At 64.0% G+C, this 18,927-nt stretch carries 18 protein-coding genes; 7 read left to right on the top strand and 11 right to left on the bottom strand.

The features are described 5' to 3' along the window. The first annotated feature begins 127 nt into the window (after positions 1–127). Positions 128–874, top strand: coding sequence for a signal peptidase I (lepB, locus tag B5V03_RS06590; protein ID WP_129268453.1), 747 nt, complete (start codon positions 128–130; stop codon positions 872–874). Between the two features lie 107 nt (positions 875–981). Here lepB and groL read toward each other — a convergent pair whose 3' ends face one another. Both groL and B5V03_RS06580 read right to left on the bottom strand, forming a co-directional pair. Next, positions 982–2,622, bottom strand: coding sequence for a chaperonin GroEL (groL, locus tag B5V03_RS06585; protein WP_092192333.1), 1,641 nt, complete (start codon positions 2,620–2,622; stop codon positions 982–984). A 47-nt stretch (positions 2,623–2,669) separates the two neighbouring features. Further along, positions 2,670–2,984, bottom strand: a complete 315-nt coding sequence (locus B5V03_RS06580; protein WP_129268452.1) for a co-chaperone GroES — start codon at positions 2,982–2,984, stop codon at positions 2,670–2,672. A gap of 390 nt (positions 2,985–3,374) precedes the next feature. Here B5V03_RS06580 and B5V03_RS06575 point away from each other — a divergent pair, with 390 nt between their 5' ends. The 3 genes from B5V03_RS06575 to B5V03_RS06565 all read left to right on the top strand — a co-directional run bounded on the left by B5V03_RS06575 (position 3,375) and on the right by B5V03_RS06565 (position 5,948). Further along, entirely contained in the window at positions 3,375–3,662 is a 288-nt protein-coding gene (locus B5V03_RS06575) for an usg protein (protein WP_129268451.1), read from the top strand. Between the two features lie 149 nt (positions 3,663–3,811). Further along, positions 3,812–4,351 (top strand): cupin domain-containing protein, encoded by a 540-nt coding sequence (locus tag B5V03_RS06570; RefSeq protein ID WP_129268450.1) that lies wholly within the window; start codon positions 3,812–3,814, stop codon positions 4,349–4,351. Between the two features lie 382 nt (positions 4,352–4,733). Then, positions 4,734–5,948 carry a rhomboid family intramembrane serine protease gene (locus B5V03_RS06565; RefSeq protein WP_129268449.1) on the top strand — a complete coding sequence of 405 codons (1,215 nt, stop codon included), beginning with the start codon at positions 4,734–4,736 and terminating at the stop codon, positions 5,946–5,948. A gap of 19 nt (positions 5,949–5,967) precedes the next feature. Here B5V03_RS06565 and B5V03_RS06560 read toward each other — a convergent pair whose 3' ends face one another. After that, on the bottom strand, positions 5,968–6,888 hold the full coding sequence (locus tag B5V03_RS06560; protein WP_129268448.1) for a LysR substrate-binding domain-containing protein: 921 nt from the start codon (positions 6,886–6,888) through the stop codon (positions 5,968–5,970). A gap of 155 nt (positions 6,889–7,043) precedes the next feature. Between B5V03_RS06560 and B5V03_RS06555 the strand changes: the two genes are divergently transcribed. Beyond that, positions 7,044–7,964 (top strand): amino acid ABC transporter substrate-binding protein, encoded by a 921-nt coding sequence (locus B5V03_RS06555; protein WP_129268447.1) that lies wholly within the window; start codon positions 7,044–7,046, stop codon positions 7,962–7,964. 54 nt (positions 7,965–8,018) lie between these two features. Then, on the top strand, positions 8,019–9,074 hold the full coding sequence (locus B5V03_RS06550) for a threonine aldolase family protein (protein ID WP_349643386.1): 1,056 nt from the start codon (positions 8,019–8,021) through the stop codon (positions 9,072–9,074). 122 nt (positions 9,075–9,196) lie between these two features. Here the strand turns inward: B5V03_RS06550 and B5V03_RS06545 are convergent, their stop codons facing one another. Beyond that, positions 9,197–10,447 carry a NupC/NupG family nucleoside CNT transporter gene (locus B5V03_RS06545; protein ID WP_129268445.1) on the bottom strand — a complete coding sequence of 417 codons (1,251 nt, stop codon included), beginning with the start codon at positions 10,445–10,447 and terminating at the stop codon, positions 9,197–9,199. 153 nt (positions 10,448–10,600) lie between these two features. Here B5V03_RS06545 and B5V03_RS06540 point away from each other — a divergent pair, with 153 nt between their 5' ends. Further along, a complete protein-coding gene (locus B5V03_RS06540) occupies positions 10,601–11,839 on the top strand; it encodes an MFS transporter (RefSeq protein WP_129268444.1) in 1,239 nt (412 codons plus the stop codon). Between the two features lie 154 nt (positions 11,840–11,993). Here the strand turns inward: B5V03_RS06540 and B5V03_RS06535 are convergent, their stop codons facing one another. From B5V03_RS06535 to B5V03_RS06500, 7 genes are all read right to left on the bottom strand, one after another. Beyond that, complete coding sequence (locus B5V03_RS06535; protein ID WP_129268443.1) at positions 11,994–12,752, bottom strand: SDR family oxidoreductase; 759 nt, start codon at positions 12,750–12,752, stop codon at positions 11,994–11,996. Between the two features lie 26 nt (positions 12,753–12,778). Continuing rightward, on the bottom strand, positions 12,779–13,537 hold the full coding sequence (locus B5V03_RS06530) for a proteasome-type protease (RefSeq protein WP_129268442.1): 759 nt from the start codon (positions 13,535–13,537) through the stop codon (positions 12,779–12,781). An 82-nt stretch (positions 13,538–13,619) separates the two neighbouring features. After that, positions 13,620–14,027 (bottom strand): carboxymuconolactone decarboxylase family protein, encoded by a 408-nt coding sequence (locus B5V03_RS06525; RefSeq protein ID WP_129268441.1) that lies wholly within the window; start codon positions 14,025–14,027, stop codon positions 13,620–13,622. A gap of 53 nt (positions 14,028–14,080) precedes the next feature. Beyond that, positions 14,081–15,280 (bottom strand): acyl-CoA dehydrogenase family protein, encoded by a 1,200-nt coding sequence (locus B5V03_RS06520; protein ID WP_129268440.1) that lies wholly within the window; start codon positions 15,278–15,280, stop codon positions 14,081–14,083. A 149-nt stretch (positions 15,281–15,429) separates the two neighbouring features. Further along, complete coding sequence (locus tag B5V03_RS06515) at positions 15,430–16,278, bottom strand: transglutaminase family protein (RefSeq protein ID WP_129268439.1); 849 nt, start codon at positions 16,276–16,278, stop codon at positions 15,430–15,432. Positions 16,279–16,385: 107 nt separating this feature from the next. Further along, entirely contained in the window at positions 16,386–17,330 is a 945-nt protein-coding gene (locus tag B5V03_RS06505; RefSeq protein WP_129268437.1) for an alpha-E domain-containing protein, read from the bottom strand. A 4-nt stretch (positions 17,331–17,334) separates the two neighbouring features. After that, complete coding sequence (locus B5V03_RS06500; RefSeq protein ID WP_129268436.1) at positions 17,335–18,753, bottom strand: circularly permuted type 2 ATP-grasp protein; 1,419 nt, start codon at positions 18,751–18,753, stop codon at positions 17,335–17,337. Positions 18,754–18,927 lie beyond the last annotated feature (174 nt).

Below are 18,927 nucleotides of genomic sequence, written 5' to 3'. Positions count from 1 at the left end.
TTTGTCCGTCCTCCTCGCTTGCCGTGAACGCGTGCGCGTGCCGACCAAAAACGTGCGCAGGTATTGCACGCGCGCGAAGGTTGCGTAAGCTTACCGCGACGATCACAGTCTTGATCAGGGCAGGCCAATGACCACGCTCCAGCAAACCATCCGTCCCCCGGCGCAATCGCGGGAATGGAAGGCGATCGTCGTCCTGATCCTGCTGGTCCCGGTGCTGTGGTCGCCGCCGTTCCTGTTTCGCTTCTTGCTGTATCAGCCGTTCAATATCCCGTCGGGGTCGATGACCCCGACGCTGGTCGTCGGCGACTACGTGCTCGCCTCGAAGCACGCCTATGGCTACGGTCCTTATTCATTTCCCTTTGCATCGTCACTGATCTCCGGCCGTGTCCTCGCGGCCGAGCCTGAGCATGGCGACGTCGTCGTGTTCCGGTCGCCAAAGGACACTTCGGTCGACTACGTCAAGCGCGTGGTCGGCCTGCCCGGCGACCGCATCCAGATGCGGCAGGGCCAGCTCGTGCTCAACGACCGCCCGGTGACGCGCGTCGCTCTGGGAAGCGTGCCCGGAACCTCCGCCTGCGGTGTGGATGATGGCACCAAGGTCAAGCGCTGGCGCGAGACGCTGCCGAACGGCGCGAGCTACATCACCTACGACTGCGTCGATAATGGATATGTCGACAACACCAATGTCTACACGGTGCCATCAGGCCATTTCTTCGTGCTCGGCGACAACCGCGACAACTCGACCGATAGCCGCTTCATGTCGGTGATGGGTTTCATCCCGATGGACAATCTCGTCGGCAAGGTGACGCGGATCTTCTGGTCGCTCGACACCCACGGCCGGCTGCGCGCGGAGCGGATGGGGAAGGTGTGGTAGCCCCGTCATTCCGGGGCGCGCGCTTCGGGTGCCCCGGAATGACGATCCCACAAACAAAAACCCCGGCATCGCTGCCGGGGTTTCGTAGTTCTTGAGGGTGCGGGACCTTAGAAGTCCATGCCGCCCATGCCGCCGCCCGGGGGCATTGCCGGACCGGCGCCGCCCTTCTTGGGCAGCTCGGCGACCATGGCTTCCGTGGTGATCAGCAGCGCTGCAACCGAGGCTGCGTTCTGGATCGCGGTACGGACCACCTTGGTCGGGTCGATGATGCCCTTCTTGACGAGGTCGCCGTATTCGCCGGTCTGGGAGTCGAAGCCGTAGGCGTACGACTTGTTCTCCAGCACCTTGCCGACGATCACCGAGCCGTCTTCACCGGCGTTGATCGCGATCTGGCGAGCCGGAGCCGACAGCGCCTTGCGGACGATCTCGACGCCGGTCTTCTGGTCGTCGTTCTTGGTGCGCAGGCCCTTGAGCTGCTCGGAGGCACGGAGCAGGGCGACGCCGCCGCCCGGGACAATGCCTTCTTCCACGGCCGCGCGGGTCGCATGCATCGCGTCATCAACGCGATCCTTGCGCTCCTTCACCTCGACCTCGGTCGCGCCGCCGACGCGGATCACCGCGACGCCGCCCGCGAGCTTGGCAAGACGCTCCTGGAGCTTCTCACGGTCGTAGTCCGAGGTGGTTTCCTCGATCTGCGCCTTGATCTGGGCCACGCGCGCCTCGATGTCGGCCTTCTTGCCGGCGCCGTTGACGATCGTGGTGTTCTCCTTGTCGATCATCACCTTCTTGGCGCGACCGAGCATGTTGAGCGTGACGTTCTCGAGCTTGATGCCGAGATCTTCCGAGATCGCCTGGCCGCCGGTCAGGATCGCGATGTCCTGCAGCATGGCCTTGCGGCGATCGCCGAAGCCCGGAGCCTTGACGGCCGCGACCTTCAGGCCGCCACGCAGGCGGTTGACGACGAGGGTGGCGAGGGCTTCGCCTTCGACGTCCTCGGCGACGATGACCAGCGGCTTGCCGGTCTGCACCACGGCCTCGAGCAGCGGCAGCAGCTCGTTCAGCGAGGAGAGCTTCTTCTCGTTGATGAGGATGTAGGCGTCGTCCATCTCAACGCGCATCTTGTCGGCGTTGGTGACGAAGTAGGGCGAGATGTAGCCGCGATCGAACTGCATGCCCTCGACGACGTCGAGCTCGGTCTCGAGCGACTTGGCTTCCTCGACGGTGATGACACCCTCGTTGCCGACCTTCTTCATGGCGTCGGAGAGGAACTTGCCGATCTCCTGGTCGCCGTTGGCCGAGATGGTGCCGACTTGGGCGATCTCGTCGTTCGAGGTGACCTTCTTGGAGTTCTTGACGAGGTCCGCGACGACGGCTTCGACCGCGAGATCGATACCGCGCTTGAGGTCCATCGGGTTCATGCCGGCGGCAACCGACTTGGCGCCTTCGCGCACGATCGCCTGGGCGAGCACGGTGGCGGTGGTGGTGCCGTCGCCGGCCGCGTCAGCGGACTTGGAGGCGACTTCGCGCACCATCTGCGCGCCCATGTTCTCGAACTTGTCCTCGAGCTCGATCTCCTTGGCGACGGTGACGCCGTCCTTGGTGATGCGGGGAGCGCCGAACGACTTGTCAAGCACGACGTTGCGGCCCTTCGGACCGAGCGTGACCTTCACCGCGTTGGCGAGAATGTCGACGCCGCGCAGCATCTTGTCGCGCGCTTCAACCGAGAATTTGACTTCTTTGGCTGCCATCTGGAATTTTCCTTGGATAATGTTTGACTGGAGGGAGAGAGGGGCTGTTAGGCCGCCTTCTTCTTGGAAGCGGGGACGTCGAGGACGCCCATGATGTCGCTTTCCTTCATGATCAAGAGATCGACGCTGTCGATCTTGACCTCGGTGCCGGACCACTTGCCAAACAGCACGCGATCGCCAACCTTCAGGTCGATCGGGATCAGCTTGCCAGCCTCGTCGCGGCCACCCGGGCCGACGGCGACGACTTCACCCTGCGAGGGCTTTTCCTTGGCAGAGTCGGGAATGATGATGCCGCCGGCGGTCTTCTCTTCTGCGTCGATGCGCTTGACCACGACGCGGTCGTGAAGCGGACGGAATTTCATGCAGTCCTCCTAAGTAATTGCACTAGTTGGGAATTTCTGGATGTTAGCAGTCTGTGCCCGCGAGTGCTAGCACAGGCGAGGCTGAAATAGGACAGGAATTTTGCGGGGGCAAGGGCTTCTAGCAGAAAATTCAGCACTCTGAAGGCCTGGGTGCCAAATTCCTTGACCATCGTTAACCGGTCTGAGGAGCCCTCTGGGGACCGTATTAGCACGGAGCCCTCTCTGCTGCTAACGCATTGAATTTCAACAGCTTGTTAAACTTTTGGGCTTGAGATGGATTATCAGTTTGCGTCACATTTCTCTCATGTGAGCGCATCTCCACCGGGTGGCTCGTAAGCAGCGTACCGGCAAGCCACCCCTTGAATATGCGCTCCTGCACAGGAGGTTGGCATGGTCTCGCGGGTTGGGGTTGTTTCCGACGATTTCCGGAAACAGGTGCTGGGTTACGGGCTGACGACGGCGGAAATTCTCTACCGGATGCCGGATCACAAGTCGCTGCTTCAGACCTATGTCTGGCAGAACTACGACATGTTTCCGAAATTCCCGGCGCTGACGGACTTCCTGGCGTTCTGGCAGGAGAAGCTCGACGGTCCGCTGTTCTCGGTGACCGTCGCGCATTCCAAGCTGATCAAGCCCGCCGAGCTGCGCGCCGTCGACGGCGTGTTCCGGCTGCATTGAGGCGAGATGCCGTAGGATGGGTTTCGCTGAAGCGAAACCCATCGTCTTCGCAAGTTGCGAGATGATGGGGTTTCGCAAGGGCTCTACCCATCCTACGAGTCCTGTTCTTGTGCTAGCCTCCCCGCATAACAACAGCGGGAGGCCGGCCCATGGCCAAGAAAGCCAACAAGAAAACAAAATCGCGCAGCGCAGCCCAGACCGCAGCTAAGAAGCGGAGCGCTGCCAAGCCCGCCGCGCGATCATCCGCGCGCAAGGCGGTGAAATCGAAGGCGCGCACGACCCCGCCGAAAAAGCCCGCCCGCCCGAAACAGCGCGTCGCCATCAGCCATCACCACGAGGAAGATTTCAGAGCGGACGGCCTGCGCACCTACGCAAAGTACCGCGACCTCGGCATCGCCGCCGCAAGCAATGGTCTCGCGCAGGCGCACGTCATCCGGCTGCAAGGTCCCTGCAATCCGGCCGAGGTTTCAAAGCTGCACTTTCACGACGTCGAATTCCAGATGGTCTACGTGCTCAAAGGCTGGGTGAAGACCTACATGGACGGCGAGGGCGAGACGCTGATGAAGCAAGGCAGCGCCTGGACCCAGCCGCCGAAGATCAAGCACATGATTCTGGATTACTCGGATGACGTCGAATTGCTGGAGGTGATTCTGCCGGCAGAGTTCAAGACGGTGGAGTTGAAGGCGTAGGCCTCATCTCTCTCCACGCGTCATTGCGAGGAGCTCGCGACAAAATTGCGAAGCAATTTTGCGCTGATGCGACGAAGCAATCCAGACTGTCTCCGTGGATGCATTTCTGGATTGCTTCGCTTCGCTCGCAACGACGAATGAAGAGTTCGTAGCCCGGATGGAGCGCAGCGCTGCCTGCGACGGCGCACACCGTCCCGGATTCCATCCGGGCTACGGACTCGGTTCAAACCCCCACCACCGGCCGATCGCTAGAATGCGATCAATCCGGGAAACCAGGCCGTTACCAGCCGGAAGGTTCCAGCCGCCCCGCAGGACGGGCGCTAACCAGTCGAAAACAATCCTCCCGTCAACTCGAGGCTGTGAAAACGCGGGACATGCTTTCATGGCAACCAACACGTTTGGCCGACGCGGCGTCGTGGCGCCGCCTCCGAGAGGATCGTTTCAACCTGCATCGCCTCAACCCGTCGCCGTGCCGATCGCTCCTCGGCCCTTGTCCCCCGAGGCGACGCTGTTTCGCGACAACAAGCTGCTCGCCGATATCCCTTTCCTCACCATCGGCCTGATCTTCGTTCTGCTCCTGATCTACGCTCTGCAACGCAGTCTGGCCATCGACGTTGCCAAGGACGGCTCACTCGATGTCCGTTCGCTGATCGCCCAGGGCGCATCCGGCTACGATCTGGTCGTCGGAAGGAACGAGTGGTGGCGGATCGGCCTTGCGCCGCTTCTGCATGGCAGCCAGTGGCACCTCATCGGCAACTGCGTTGCGCTGTTCATCGTCGGCGTCAGGCTGGAGAGTCTCATCGGGCGTGGCTGGTTTTCGCTGATCTTCGTGGCCAGCGCAGTGGCAGGCGAAGCCGGCTCGCTGCTGGGCAATGGCCCCGCCGTTGCGGTGGGCGTCGGTGCGTCCGGCGCCATCACCGGACTCATCGCCGCGCTGTTCGTTGCGAGCTTCGAGCCGGAGGCTGACGCCGGCCAGACCATCTCGCGACTGAAGACATCGCTCTTCTTCGGCATTCCCGCACTGCTGCCGCTGGCCTTCGGCGCCTCCGGCAATGTCAACTATTATGCCCATGCCGGCGGTGCGGTGGCCGGCGCCGCGCTTGCCATCACGCCGTGGCTCGCCTTCTGGTCCTATGAAAGCCTGCCGCGGAGCGCCGGCATGACGTTGCTCGCGGGATTGGCGGCGTCCCTGGTCTGCGCCGGCTTCGCCGTCATGCATTATTCGTCCTACATGGCCGACGCCGCGCATTACATCCGCGCGTCGGAAGCGCCGACCAATGCCGAAGAGATGGCCAGCCGGTCGCTCGATCTCGTCACCCGCTATCCGAAGGACCCGCGGGCTCATCTGTTCCGCGCGATCGCCTATTTGGAAAAAGCCAGCTTCAATGCCGCCGAGACGGAAGCGCGAACCGCCATATCGCTCGCCGCCTCGGATGTGGCGGGTGGGCCAGTGCGCTCCGGCGCGCAGGGCTTGATGGCGGTGTTGCTGTTGGCGCAGGGACGAACCAGCGAAGCGAAGGCCATGGCGGCCGAGCCGTGCCGCGCCAAGATGGCCGAGGTGCGTCGCATCTTGCAAAAGCAGAAATTGTGCGGCTGAGCGGAATTGCGCTGGCCGCCTAGCGCTCGAGATAACCCAACTCCGCGCTCATGACCTTGCGAGCATATTCGCTGAAGGCATCGATCAACCGGCCGGGCGCGGCATGAGGTGGATAGAGCAGTGCGATCGTCACGGGGACAACAGGATTGAAGGGGCGCGTGGTCAGAGCCGCGCCGGAGCTTTCATCGTGTGCGGCAATCGGGTTGATGATGCTGACGCCGAGGCCAGCTGCGACCAGGGCACAGACCGATGCGCCGAGATCGGTCTCGGCAACAATGCGGCGTGTGACGCCGGCCTGCGCGAAGATCGCATCGATGCGGCCGTGAAGTGGACTCCCCGTGGCGAAGGAGATGAAAGCCTCATTGGCGAAATCGGCTGGGCGCAACGTCTTCTTCCGTGCAAGACGATGCGCCTTCGGCATGATCGCGACGCAACGTGTCCTGAGCACCGGCTCGACATGCACGCCCGCAACCTCGTCGTAGAGCATGGCCAACCCCATGTCGCAAAGCCCGGAGTTGACCCAGTCGTGCACGGCACTCGCCGTGCCGGATCGGATCGAGATCATCACGTGCGGATAGTCCATTTTGAAGCGCGCTGCGATGTGCGTCAGCAGGCCGCCGGCCAGACGCGGCATCGCCGCAACGCTGAGCCGCCCCATGCCGAACGAGCGGATGCTGGCTGCGCTGGCCTCCAGGCCGGCCAGGCCGATGAAAGTCTTCTCGACCTCCTGGAAGAAGCGCGATCCGTCCACGGTCGGGCGGAGGCGGCCGCCACTGCGGTCGAACAGCGGGAATTGCGTGATCGCTTCCAGCTGCCCGATCAGGCGGCTGATCTGGGGCTGCGAGGTATGCATGCGCTGGGCTGCCTGCGTCATCGATCCCGTCAGGAAGACGGCCCGAAAAGCCTCCACATGCTTCAAGCCCATGCGTCTGGTGGCCATATCAAATCCGTATAGGACAGTGTGAAACTGGAATTTCCATCAGACCGGGCTTTTGGACGATAGTCCAGAGCACGAAGCCGTTCGCACGGAGCTGTTCTGGCGTTGCTCCCTGGGTGTGGGCGGCGTCACGCACATTCGCGACGAGAGGGGACGACATGAAAGCGACGACGATCAAGGCACTCGCCACGGCGACCGTCGTGGCATGTCTTCTCTCCAGCGAGGCCGTGGCCCAGGGGGCGGGCAGGCTGGATAAGATCCGTGAGAGCGGCTCGATCACATTGGGGTATCCCGAGACCTCGGTGCCCTTCGCCTATCTCGACGCCAACCAGAAGCCCATCGGCTACACCGTGGAAATCTGCGAACAAGTGGTGCAGTCGATCAAGACGGCCCTCAAGCTCCCCAAGCTCGAGATTCGCTACGCTCCCATAACCTCGGCCACGCGTATTCAGCTGCTCGCCAACGGCACGATTGATCTCGAATGCGGCAACACGACCAATAATGTCGAGCGGCATAAACTGGTCGCCTTTGCTCCGACCATCTTCGTTGCGCAGGTCGTTCTCGTCGCGCGGAAGGATGGCGGGGTCGATGTCAACGACCCGAATTCGTTTCGCGGCAAGGCCATCGCCGCCCAGGCCGGCGGCCAGACGTTCAAGGTGATTACGCTGATCAATGCCAAGAGCAATCTTGGTATCACGGTCGTGCCGGGCAAGGACACCGCCGAGACCTTCCTGATGCTGTCGACCGGCCGGGTGGCCGGTACGGCCAACGACGACGGTCTCGCTTATGCCACGGTTGCCACGTCCAGGACCCCGGATGACTTCGTGATCGGCAGCAAGGGTCTCGAGACCGCGCCTTACGGCATCGTCGAACCCAAGGATGATCCTGCCTTCAAGAAGGTCGTCGACGAGGCCGTGATCGACATGATGAAGAACGGACAGATTGTGGCGCTCTACGACAAATATTTCAATTCACCGATCCCGCCGCATGGCCTCAATCTGAAATTTCCGATGAGCGCCGCCCTCAAGCGCGCGTTGGCCAACCCGACCGATTCCGGCGACCCCGCAGCCTACGAATGAAGCGCCAGGCGCTTGAGAGGTTCCGCAATGGCACATCAACCTGAGACGAGTCCGGTGGGTGCAGAGTTGCCGCCGGTCGACCTGCGCAGCGATACGGTCACCAAGCCAACCGAGGCGATGTATGCCCGCATGGCTTCGGCGCCGATCGGCGACGACGGGCTGGATGGTGACCCCACGGCACGGGAGCTGGAGCAGGTCGGAGCGGCTGCGTTGGGCAAGGAGGCCGGCCTGTTCGTGCCGAGCTGCACCATGGCCAATCTGCTCGCGACGCTCGCACAGTCGGAGCGCAGCGAACAGGTCGTGCTGGAATCGGCCGCCCACATGTATGTTTCCGAACGAGGGGCGGCGACGTTTACGGGGCTGTTCTACCTTGCAGTTGCCGGCACCGCCGGCGCGATGGACCTGAATGTGCTGGAGGACGCCCTTCAGGGCGAGGGGCTCAAGCTCAGAACCGCCCTCGTCGCGATGGAAACTTCGCACAACAATGCGAGCGGCGCCGTGCTGCCGCTGGAGCATATGCAGGCGGTCCACGCCATGGCCTCGTCCCGCGGCGTCCCGGTGCATCTCGACGGAGCGCGGATCTTCAACGCCGCAACAGCCCTTGGCGTGGCGCCGGATCAGGTCGCGAAGCATTGCGACACGGTCGCTCTGTGCCTGTCGAAGGGCCTGAGTGCGCCGGCCGGCGCCGTGCTCGCCGGGCCGCGCGAAGTGATCGACAGGAGCCGCAGATTTCGCCGCATGCTGGGAGGCTCGCAGCGCCAGATCGGCGTCCTGGCCGCGGCTGGCCTCGAGGCCGTTGAGGTTATGGGCAAACGCCTGGCGGAGGATCACCGCCGTGCGCGAGCCCTGAGTGATGCGTTGAACAAGATGCACCCAAAGCTCAGCGCGACAATCCCGCAGACGAATATCCTGCAGGTTGATGTCTCGCGCTCCGGACGCGACAGCGCCGCGTGGTCGGTGGCCCTGGAGACGGCGGGCGTGAAGGCGAGACCCTGGGGCAGGCAGCGATTGCGCTGCGTGACCCATCGCCATATCGACGATGCGGATATCGAGCGCGCGGTCATGGCATTTCGCGCCGTGGCCTCAGGTCTGGTTGAGAGCATCCGCTGATTTGACCCGGGGGAGGGGAGTTCGTAGCTCCTCGTCATTGCGACCCTAGCGAAGCAATCCAGACTGTCTCTGCGGATGCATTTCTGGATTGCTTCGCTAGCTCGCAATGACCGCGGAGATATCTACGTCAACACCCCCACCACCGCGCCCATCAGGCACGTCGTCAGCGTCCCTGATACGATCGACTTCAGCCCGAGCGCGTTGATCTCCTCGCGCCGCTCCGGCGCCATGACGCCCAGGCCGCCGATCATGATGCCGAGGCTGGCGAAATTGGCGAAGCCGCACATCGCGTAGAGCATGATCAGGCGCGAGCGCGGATCGAGCGCATCGGGCGGCAGCTTTGCAAAGTCGACATAGGCGATCAATTCATTGAGCACGGTCTTGGTGCCCATCAGGCTGCCAGCGGTCACCGCCTGGTCCCACGGCAATCCCATCAGCCAGCACACCGGCGCCATCACCAGGCCGAGCAGCCGCTGCAACGAGATCGTGGCGCCGCCAATATTCGGCAGCAGGCTGAGGACCGCGTTGACGAGATAGACCAGCGCCACCAGCACCAGCAGCATCGCGACGATGTTGATCAATAGCTCGATCCCCGCGCCGGTGCCTTTGACGATCGCATCCATCGTGCTGGAGACTTCCATCTCCGGATCCTCCAGCGCACCGCCGGTACGTTTGTCGGAGGTTTCAGGGACCATGATCAAGCTGACGAGGATCGCGGCCGGTGCGCCCAGTACGGAGGCGATGACGAAATGCGCGGCGGCGTCAGGGATGAGCGGCGCCAGCAGCGTCGCATAGAGCACCAGCACGGTGCCGGCGATGCCGGCCATGCCGCCGGTCATCACCAGAAACAATTCGCTGCGGCTCATCTGCGCCAGATATGGCCGTACGAACAGCGGCGCCTCGACCATGCCGAGAAAGATGTTGGCGGCGGTCGAGAGCCCGACCGCGCCACCGACCCCTAACGTCCGCTCCAGCAGCCAGGCCATGCCGCGCACGATCGGCGGCAGCACCCGCCAATAGAAAAGCAGCGTCGTCAGCACGCTCATGACCAGCACGATCGGCAGCGCCTGGAACGCGAGGATGAAATCGGCGCCCGGCACTTTAACGTCGAAGGGCAGGGGGCCGCCGCCGATATAGCCGAACACGAAGGCGGAGCCGGCGCGTGAGGCCGCCGAGATGGCACCGACCGCGTCGTTGATGGCGCCGAAGGCGCGGGCGACGACAGGCACCTTCAGGAGAACGAACGCGGTAACGAAGGTCGCGACGAGGCCGATCGCCGCCTGCCGCAGCGAGACGGCGCGCCGCTTCTCTGCCAACGCGAAGGCGATCAGCAGCAATGCGAAAATGCCGAGTGCCGATTGCAAGCGCAGCATGATGTCCCCAAAGCCCCAATGATTATGGCCGCGCCTGCGTTGCAAAGGCAATGCCGGAAGGCCTCCCGAGCCGCCCGCTGTTGACAAGCCGGTCTGCGTCAGTCACGCGGAGCACGTCCATAGGAGCGACGGTCAGGGGTGACCCAACAGGCGATGCCAGAGCAGCCAATATCCGCAAATCCGCCGGTCAGCGCCGGCGCGCTGCTCGCCCACCCTGCCTTCCTGTTCTTCCTGCTCTCGCGCAGCCTGTCGCGCTTTTCCAGCCAGATCGCGGCGGTCGCGATCGGCTGGCAGATCTACGATCTCACCGGCTCGGCCTTCGACCTCGGCATGGTCGGCCTCGTGCAGTTCCTGCCCACCGCGCTGCTCGTGTTCGTCGCCGGCCACGCCGCCGACCGTTTCGAGCGCAAGCGCGTGGTCCAGCTCTGCCAGCTCGTGGAGGCCGCGACCGCGCTCTATCTCGGTGTCATCACTTATCTCGGCGCGGTCAGCGAGGTGCAGATCTTCATCGCGACCTTCGTGCTCGGCATTGCCGGCGCTTTCGAGAGCCCGACCACCGCGGCGCTGTTGCCGGCGATCGCACCGCAGGGCTCGCTCCAGCGCGCCACCGCTGTCTCCAGCGGCGCGGCGCAGGTCGCGACCATCACTGGCCCCGCGCTTGGCGGCTTCGCCTACGCGATCGCGCCGCATTTCGCTTATGCCCTCATGCTGCTGTTCTGGATTCTTGGCATGATCCTGACCGGCTTCATCCGGCCGCGCCCGCAGGCGGTCGCCAGGGAGGGGACGGACTCGGACAATATCTTTGCCGGCGTCCGATTCATCCGCAGCAATCCCGCGATCCTCGGCACCATCTCGCTCGATCTGTTCGCGGTGCTGTTCGGCGGCGTCACGGCGCTGCTGCCGATCTACGCCCGCGACATCCTCCAGACCGGCCCGATGGGGCTCGGGATCTTGCGCGCCGCGCCCGCGGTCGGCGCACTGCTGATGACCATGGTGCTGGCGCGCCACGCCATCTCGCGGCATGTGGGCTTGCGCATGTTCCAGGCGGTGATCGTGTTCGGTATTGCGACGATCGTGTTCGCGCTGTCGTCCTGGATGTGGCTGTCGGTGCTCTCGCTTGCGATCCTGGGCGCAGCCGACACGATCAGCGTCGTGATCCGCTTCTCGCTGGTGCAGCTGTCGACGCCCGACGAGATGCGCGGCCGGGTCGGCGCGGTGAATTTCCTCTTCATCAACGCCTCGAACCAGCTCGGCCAGTTCGAGAGCGGCGTAGCGGCCGCATTGTTCGGGGCCATGCCCGCCGCAGTCCTCGGCGGCGTCTGCACCGTCGCGGTCGCCTTGCTGTGGATGAAGCTCTTCCCCAGCCTGCGCAAGGTGGAGAGCCTGGAGTAGGGGAAGGTCTCGTGTCCCGGACGCGGTGCGGCACGAAGTGACGCGCCGCAGAGCCGGGACCCAGAACGCCAAGAACGAGATCGCGGGGGCATGGGCCCCGGCTCAGCAGCGCGTCATTGCATGCCGCGCTGTGTCCGGGGCACGTGATATCGACTCAGCCTCGTCCGACGAACGGCATCTTGGTCGCCATCACCGTCATGGTCAGCACGTTGGCGTCGAGCGGCAGGCCGGCCATGTAGGCCACCGCATCGCCGACCGCCTTGGCGTCCATGCGCGGCTCGTGCTTCATGGTGCCGTCGGGCTGCATCACGCCGGGACCTGCGACCATGCGGTCGGTCATGGGCGTTGCCGCATTGCCGATGTCGACCTGGCCGACCGCGATGTCATACATGCGGCCGTCGAGGTTGGAGGCCTTCGTCAGGCCCGTGATGGCGTGCTTGGTCGAGGTGTAGGCGGCCGAGAACGGTCGCGGTGCATGCGCCGAGATCGAGCCGTTGTTGATGATGCGGCCGCCGCGCGGGTTTTGGTCCTTCATGATGCGGAAGGCGTGCTGGGTGCACAGGAACGGGCCGGTGAGGTTGGTGTTCACCACCGCCTGCCACTGCTCGAGGCTGAGGTCCTCGAAATTCACGGGCGGCGCGCCCATGCCGGCATTGTTGAAGAGCACGTCGAGCCGGCCATAGGTCGCCTTCACTTTGTCGAACAGCGCGGCAATCGAGTCCGGCTTGGTCATGTCGGCGGTGACGCACAGGCTCTTGCCCGCGGCGCCGAGCTTCGCGGTCTCCTCGAGCATCTCCATTCGGCGGCCGACCAGCACCACGGTGAAGCCGGTGTTCATCAGCGCCAGCGATGCCGCGCGCCCGACTCCGGTGCCGGCGCCTGTCACCACTGCGATCTTTTTTGCTTCACTCATCGTTTCCTGCCTTTTCTCTTAAGCTGTCAGGTTTTGGGTTCTTTATCGTTCTTGTAGGGCGGGCGCGGGATGTTCTGATGCGCCGCGCGCAGCGCCGCCGACCAGCGCGAACGCAAATCGTGGAAATAAGGCTCGCCCGCCTCGATGCGGTGGTTCAGATCGGCATCGCAGGCATCCGCCCGCACCACCAGCACGTCGATCGGCAGGCCGACGCCGAGGTTCGAGCGCATGGTCGAATCCATCGAGATCAGGCCGGTCTTCAGCGCCTCGTAGAGCTCGACGTCGTAATGCATGGCGCGGTCGAGCACCGGCTTGCCGTATTTGTGCTCGCCGATCTGAAGGTAAGGCGTGTCGGTGGTGCACTCGATGAAATTGCCTGCCGTGTAGACCATGAACAGGCGCATCCGCGCGCCCTTGATCTGGCCGCCGAACAGGAAGGAGACGTCGAACGAGACGTCCTCCGATTTCAGCGCCGGCCCTTCGGTCGCATGCACCGCCCGGATCGCCCGGCCGATGCGCTGGGCTGCCTGGAACATGGTCGGCGCGTTCATCAGCGTCTCGATGTCGCCGGTGTTGGGGTCCTCGAGGCCTTCGGTCAGCGTGGACAGCACCGACTGACTGATGGCGAGGTTGCCGGCGCTGGCGATCGCCATGATGCGGTCGCCGGGCTTGGAGAAGATGTGCAGCTTGCGGAAGGTCGAGACATTGTCGAGGCCGGCATTGGTACGGGTATCGGCGATCATCACCAGACCGTCCCGAACCAGAATTCCGCAGCAATAGGTCATTTCCGGTCCCCGAACGCGTTTGCGGGGAATTACTAGCCAATTTCAGGGAGGCATGAAACCCCCGATTACCGGGGGCGGGACCTCAGTCGGCCGCATCGACCAGAAACGCCGCGTCGACGGGGACGCCGAGCGCCGTGACCAGCCGATTCGTCTCCGCGGCCATGCCGACGATGGCGAGCAGCTCGCCATATTCGGCCTCGGTCATGCCTTTGGCCCGCGCGGCGGCGGTGTGGGAGTGGATGCAGTAGCTGCAGCCATGCGCGATCGACACCGCGACATAGAGCATCTCCTTGACCTTTGGATCGAGCGCCCCCGGCGCCATCACCTCCTTGATGCTCTCCCAGGTCCGCCGCAGCGTCTTCGGATCGTGCGCCAGCGCGCGCCAGAAATTGTTGACGAAATCCGACTGCCGCACCTTGCGGATGTCGTCGAAGACGGCGCGCGCCTCACTGGAGAGCTCATCGTCTGAAAGCAGTTTTACGGTCGCCATGGGGGCCTCGCGGGATCGGGTCTGATCCCGCGAGTGTAGCACGGCTCACGCGGTCAGCCGGCCTGGTCGGCCGAGCGGCGCAAGGCCAGCTTGCCGACATCGACATAGAGCCGCTGCTGCGCGTGAGCGTGCTGGGCTCCGACGTGAAGGTCGCGCAGGCGCCGCTGCAGCGGCGAGCTGTCGTAGACTGCGCTGCTGCCGGCCAGCGCAAAGCAGGCATCCGCGATGCCGACGCAGGTCGTGGCGAGCCAGACCGCGGATCTCGCCCCCTCGATCATGAGATCTTCGTCTCTCAGTGTGCCGGCCAGCGCACGGCGCCAGTGGCTGGCGATCTGGACTTCGAGAAAGGCCTGCGCCGCCTTAAGGTTGGCAGAAATCCGTCCGAGCTCGTATTGGAAGGTCTCGGAGTCTCGCATAGGTACGGCCGCGTACAATTGCTGCCTCCCGGTGTGGGCCAGCGCGAGCAGGTCATCGACGGTGCCCTCGGCCATGCCCACCGAGAATGTGCCGTGAAGCAATGGCAGCCATTGCCGCAATGCATGGTAGAGTGGACCCGACATGCGAGGAGGAGCTTCGAGATCGAAGAGATGAGTCTCGGGAACCAGCCTCTCCCGCAGCGTGATGTGATGGCTGCCGGTACCCTTCAGCCCCGCCGCGTACCAGGTGTCCTCGATGTCCCAGTCGCGCGCTGGCAGCACAACGACGCGAACCAGCGGCTTGCCCTGCGGGCCGGGGATCGGCTTGCCATTTTCGGTGACGATGCAGAACCCGCCGATCCAGTCGGCGTGGGTGCAGGAGCTGGCGAACGGCCAGCGCCCCTTGATGCGATAGCCGTCGGCCACACGCTCTGCCGTTCCGCCCGGCTGCGATGAGCCGCAGATCGCCACGTCCGGTCCATCCTGATAGACTCGCTGGTACACGTCAGGGCTTGCCGCGGCGGCGAAAAGGCTGCCGACCCCGCCCACGATCGAGATCCAGCCGATCGAGCCGTCAAGGCGGGTCAGAGCCTTGATGATCTCCAGTCCGGCCGGAAAATCGAACTCGAGCCCGCCCTGGCTCCGCGGGACGAACATCCGAAAGAGTCCGAGGTATCGCAGCCGTTCCACGATATCGGGCGGAACGCGGCGCGCAGCTTCGATCTCGGCGGCGCGGACCTTGATTTCGGGAGCCAATTCCTGGATGCCCGCAAGGATGTCCTCGCGGGGATCACGCAGTGGCAGGGAACGCTTGCTGATCTTTTCTTGAAGCTGCATCTGTCTTGACCTCTGTTGCAGGAAACGGATCGCAACGGAGGTTGGACAGACGGCGCTACGGGGTGGTTTCAGGGCGGCGGTCGCGGGTTACGGCTGTAACTACCCGCCCGATGATGTCCCGCCTGCTTCGTGGCGAGAGATCGCCGCGCCTAGCTTTGCCGCTGGGACTGCGATTGCGACTGCCCGCCGCGGCCGGCATGCTCGACCTTGACCGCCACTGACAGCGTCTCGGCGCCGCCGCCATAACGGGTGCCGCGCACCGGGGCTGCGCCGAGATAATCGAGCCCGATCGCGACGCGGACATGGGCGTCGGTGGCGCAGATGCTGTTGGCGGGATCGAAGCCGACCCAGCCGAGACCGTCGACATAGGCTTCCGCCCAGGCATGGCCGGCGTCCTGGTGCACGGTGCCGTCCGAGCGCAGGAAATGGCCGGAGACGAAGCGCGCCGGCACGCCGCCGCTGCGGGCGCAGGCGATGAAGATGTGCGCGTAGTCCTGGCACACGCCGCGCTTGAGCGTGAACGCTTCGGCCGCCGACGTGCCGCTGTTGGTCGGGTCCTCGTCGAAGGTCATGTGATCGCTGATTTGCGACATCAGCGTATGGAGGAAGCCGAGCTTGTCGCTCTCGGCCTCGCTGCGCAGCTGTCGCGCGACGGCCATCATTGCGGGATTGACGGAGGTGAGGTCGGTGGAGCGCAAAAACATGTCGGCCGGAAAGCGCTCGTCGGCGCCGCGCAGCACGCCGCCAGTGTCGTGGGTCTCGATCAGGCCCTCGGCGGTGATCTTGATGTCGCTGACCGGCCCGCAGGACAGCACATGGGTGACGTTGCCGAACGCGTCCTCGTGGGTGTCGAGCCTGGTGTCGGTCGAGACATCGATCTGCCACTCCGCCACATATTGCCCGTCATGGCTGCACGGCGTCATGCGCAGGATCTGGATCACGCTCGTGGCCGCCGGCTCGTAGCGATAGGTCGTGATGTGCTGGATTCGCAGGCGCATGGTGGACCACAGTTCTTATGCCGTCATTCCGGGGCGGTGCGCAGCACCGAACCCGGAATCTCGAGATTCCGGGTCTGGTCCTTCGGACCATCCCGGAATGACGGAGGTCAAATCAAATACTGCTTCGTGATGATTTCGCCCAGCCTGGAATTGTCCGAGATGAATTCCTGAATGAATTCATGCACGCCATGCTGGAAAATGTCGTTCATATTGCTGTGTTCCAGCCGGTTGCGGATGCCGCGGGCGTGACGCTGGGCGGGGCCCTGGCGGCCATAGGCGACGCCGATCTGGTCGAGGTTGCGCGTGAGATTGTCGTAGCAGCTCGCAAGCGAGCGCGGCAACGTGCCGTTGAGGATGAGCAGATCCGCGACCAGCCACGGTTTCAGTGTCTCGCGATAGACCCAATGATAGGCCGTCAGCGCCGACACCGAGCGCAGGATCGAGCTCCACTGATAGAAGTCGAGCGGGCCGCCGACATGCTCTTCCTCGGGCAGCAGCACGTGGTACTTCACATCGAGGATGCGTGCAGTGTTGTCGGCGCGCTCCAGGTGCAGGCCGAGTCGCGAGAACCAGTAGGCGTCGTTGCGCAGCATGGTCCGGTACGCCGAACCGTCGAAGCGCAGCGAGGTCTCCTGCACGAAGCGCAGGAATTTTGCGAGATCCTCGCGGGTCGAGGTGCCCTTGCTCCAGACCTCCTGCAATTCGATCCAGGCCGAGTTGATGGTGTCCCACATCTCGCTGGTGAGCGCGGTGCGCACCGAACGAGAGTTCAGCCGCGCCGCTTCGATGCAGTTCCGGATCGAAGACGGGTTGTCGGCCGAGAACGAGAGGTAGTCGACGACGTTGCGCTCGTTGGCTTCCTCATAGGTCTGATAGAAGGTGGTGGCGACGCCGGCGGTGAGAAGTGCCGAGTCCCATTCATTGGTCTTGCCGATATAGGCGGCGGGAAGCGCGGTGACGCGCAGCGTCGCATCGATGGTGCGCGCGAGATACTCGGCCCGTTCGACGTAGCGGGCGAGCCAGTAGAGGTTTTCGGCAGTACGCGACAGCATCTCTCTACTCGTCCAAAATCCAGGTGTCTTTGGTGCCGCCGCCCTGGCTCGAATTCACCACCAGAGAGCCTTCCTTCAGCGCGACGCGTGTGAGCCCGCCGGGCACGATCGTGGTGGTCTTGCTGCCGGTGAGCACGAAGGGCCGCAGGTCCACGTGGCGCGGCGCGAGGCCGGACGCCGTGCAGGTCGGGCAGGTCGAGAGCGCCAGCGTCGGCTGCGCAATGAACCCTTCCGGCTCGCGCTTGAGCTTCTCGCGGAACGCTTCGATCGTGGCCTTGGTCGCGGCGGGGCCGATCAGCATGCCGTAGCCGCCGGAGCCGTGGACTTCCTTGACGACGAGATCGCCGAGATGGTCGAGCACATAAGCGAGATCCTTCGGCTCGCGGCAGCGCCAGGTCTGAACGTTCTTCAGGATCGGCTCCTCGCCGAGGTAGAATTTCACGATCTCCGGCATGTAGGAGTAGATCGCCTTGTCATCGGCGATGCCGGTGCCGACGGCGTTGGCGAGCGTGATGTTGCCGGCGGCATAGGCCGACATCAGCCCGGGCACGCCGAGCGCGGAGTCGGGCCGGAAGGTGAGGGGATCGAGGAAGTCGTCGTCGACCCGGCGGTAGATCACGTCGACCCGTTTCACGCCCTCGGTCGTCCGCATGAACACTTCGTTGTTCTTGACGATGAGGTCGCGGCCCTCGACCAGCTCGATGCCGAGCTTGTCGGCAAGGAAAGAGTGCTCGTAATAGGCGGAGTTGTAGACGCCCGGCGTGAGCAACGCGACCGTCGGCTCGCCCGAGGCGCTTTGCGGCGCGACCGAGCGCAGCGCGGAGAGCAGTTCGTCCGGATAGCGCTCGACCGGCGCCACCCTGTGGCGGGCGAACAGATCCGGAAACAGCCGCATCATGATCTCGCGGTTTTCCAGCATGTAGGACACGCCCGAGGGCGTGCGCGCATTGTCCTCCAGCACGATGAAGTCCTCGGCATCGACCCTGATGATGTCGATGCCGGCGATGTGCACGTAGACGTCGTGCGGCACCTGCTGGCCGTTCATCTCGGGCCGGAACACCGGGTTCTGGAAGATCAGATCGTCGGGCACGATCCCGGCGCGGAGGACATCGCGGCCGTGATAGATGTCGCGCAGGAACATGTTCAGCGCCTTAACGCGCTGCTTCAGGCCCTTCTCCAGCAGCGTCCATTCCTTGCCGGACATGATCCGCGGGATCACGTCGAACGGGATCAGGCGCTCGGTGGATTCGGACTCGCCATAGACGGCGAAGGTGATGCCGATCCGGCGGAACAGGAGCTCGGCTTCCTGGCGGCGATATTCGAGCGCCTCGGGAGGCGTCTCCTTGAGCCAGCGCGCCAGCTCCTGATAGGCGGGGCGAAGGTCCCCACCAGGAATATTCATTTCATCAAACGCGACTGCCATAGAACCCGACTTGTCTCCGCAAGGCGTTGCGCCATTCGACAGGTCGTCCGGCCTTGGTGAAGACCGCAACGTCCTGGCCATGCGGCAAGAGTGCATGACTTTCATGTGGTAGCAAGGGGCGGGCCAGCGCGATAAGCATGGACTGGCAGGATTTACCGGGGATGGCTGGTGGCT

It is taken from the genome of Bradyrhizobium betae (genome assembly GCF_004123905.1).
Taxonomy (GTDB): Bacteria; Pseudomonadota; Alphaproteobacteria; order Rhizobiales; family Xanthobacteraceae; genus Bradyrhizobium; species Bradyrhizobium betae_A.
The sequence above is the reverse complement of the archived record's forward strand: the minus strand, read 5'-3'. Positions and strand labels throughout refer to the sequence as shown.

Excerpts from the sequence above, each read along its gene's own strand:
- lepB (WP_129268453.1), top strand. The coding sequence starts at position 128 with ATGACCACGCTCCAGCAAACCATCCGTCCCCCGGCGCAATCGCGGGAA.
- groL (WP_092192333.1), bottom strand. The coding sequence starts at position 2,622 with ATGGCAGCCAAAGAAGTCAAATTCTCGGTTGAAGCGCGCGACAAGATG.
- B5V03_RS06580 (WP_129268452.1), bottom strand. The coding sequence starts at position 2,984 with ATGAAATTCCGTCCGCTTCACGACCGCGTCGTGGTCAAGCGCATCGAC.
- B5V03_RS06575 (WP_129268451.1), top strand. The coding sequence starts at position 3,375 with ATGGTCTCGCGGGTTGGGGTTGTTTCCGACGATTTCCGGAAACAGGTG.
- B5V03_RS06570 (WP_129268450.1), top strand. The coding sequence starts at position 3,812 with ATGGCCAAGAAAGCCAACAAGAAAACAAAATCGCGCAGCGCAGCCCAG.
- B5V03_RS06565 (WP_129268449.1), top strand. The coding sequence starts at position 4,734 with ATGGCAACCAACACGTTTGGCCGACGCGGCGTCGTGGCGCCGCCTCCG.
- B5V03_RS06560 (WP_129268448.1), bottom strand. The coding sequence starts at position 6,888 with ATGGCCACCAGACGCATGGGCTTGAAGCATGTGGAGGCTTTTCGGGCC.
- B5V03_RS06555 (WP_129268447.1), top strand. The coding sequence starts at position 7,044 with ATGAAAGCGACGACGATCAAGGCACTCGCCACGGCGACCGTCGTGGCA.
- B5V03_RS06545 (WP_129268445.1), bottom strand. The coding sequence starts at position 10,447 with ATGCTGCGCTTGCAATCGGCACTCGGCATTTTCGCATTGCTGCTGATC.
- B5V03_RS06540 (WP_129268444.1), top strand. The coding sequence starts at position 10,601 with ATGCCAGAGCAGCCAATATCCGCAAATCCGCCGGTCAGCGCCGGCGCG.
- B5V03_RS06535 (WP_129268443.1), bottom strand. The coding sequence starts at position 12,752 with ATGAGTGAAGCAAAAAAGATCGCAGTGGTGACAGGCGCCGGCACCGGA.
- B5V03_RS06530 (WP_129268442.1), bottom strand. The coding sequence starts at position 13,537 with ATGACCTATTGCTGCGGAATTCTGGTTCGGGACGGTCTGGTGATGATC.
- B5V03_RS06525 (WP_129268441.1), bottom strand. The coding sequence starts at position 14,027 with ATGGCGACCGTAAAACTGCTTTCAGACGATGAGCTCTCCAGTGAGGCG.
- B5V03_RS06520 (WP_129268440.1), bottom strand. The coding sequence starts at position 15,280 with ATGCAGCTTCAAGAAAAGATCAGCAAGCGTTCCCTGCCACTGCGTGAT.
- B5V03_RS06515 (WP_129268439.1), bottom strand. The coding sequence starts at position 16,278 with ATGCGCCTGCGAATCCAGCACATCACGACCTATCGCTACGAGCCGGCG.
- B5V03_RS06505 (WP_129268437.1), bottom strand. The coding sequence starts at position 17,330 with ATGCTGTCGCGTACTGCCGAAAACCTCTACTGGCTCGCCCGCTACGTC.
- B5V03_RS06500 (WP_129268436.1), bottom strand. The coding sequence starts at position 18,753 with ATGGCAGTCGCGTTTGATGAAATGAATATTCCTGGTGGGGACCTTCGC.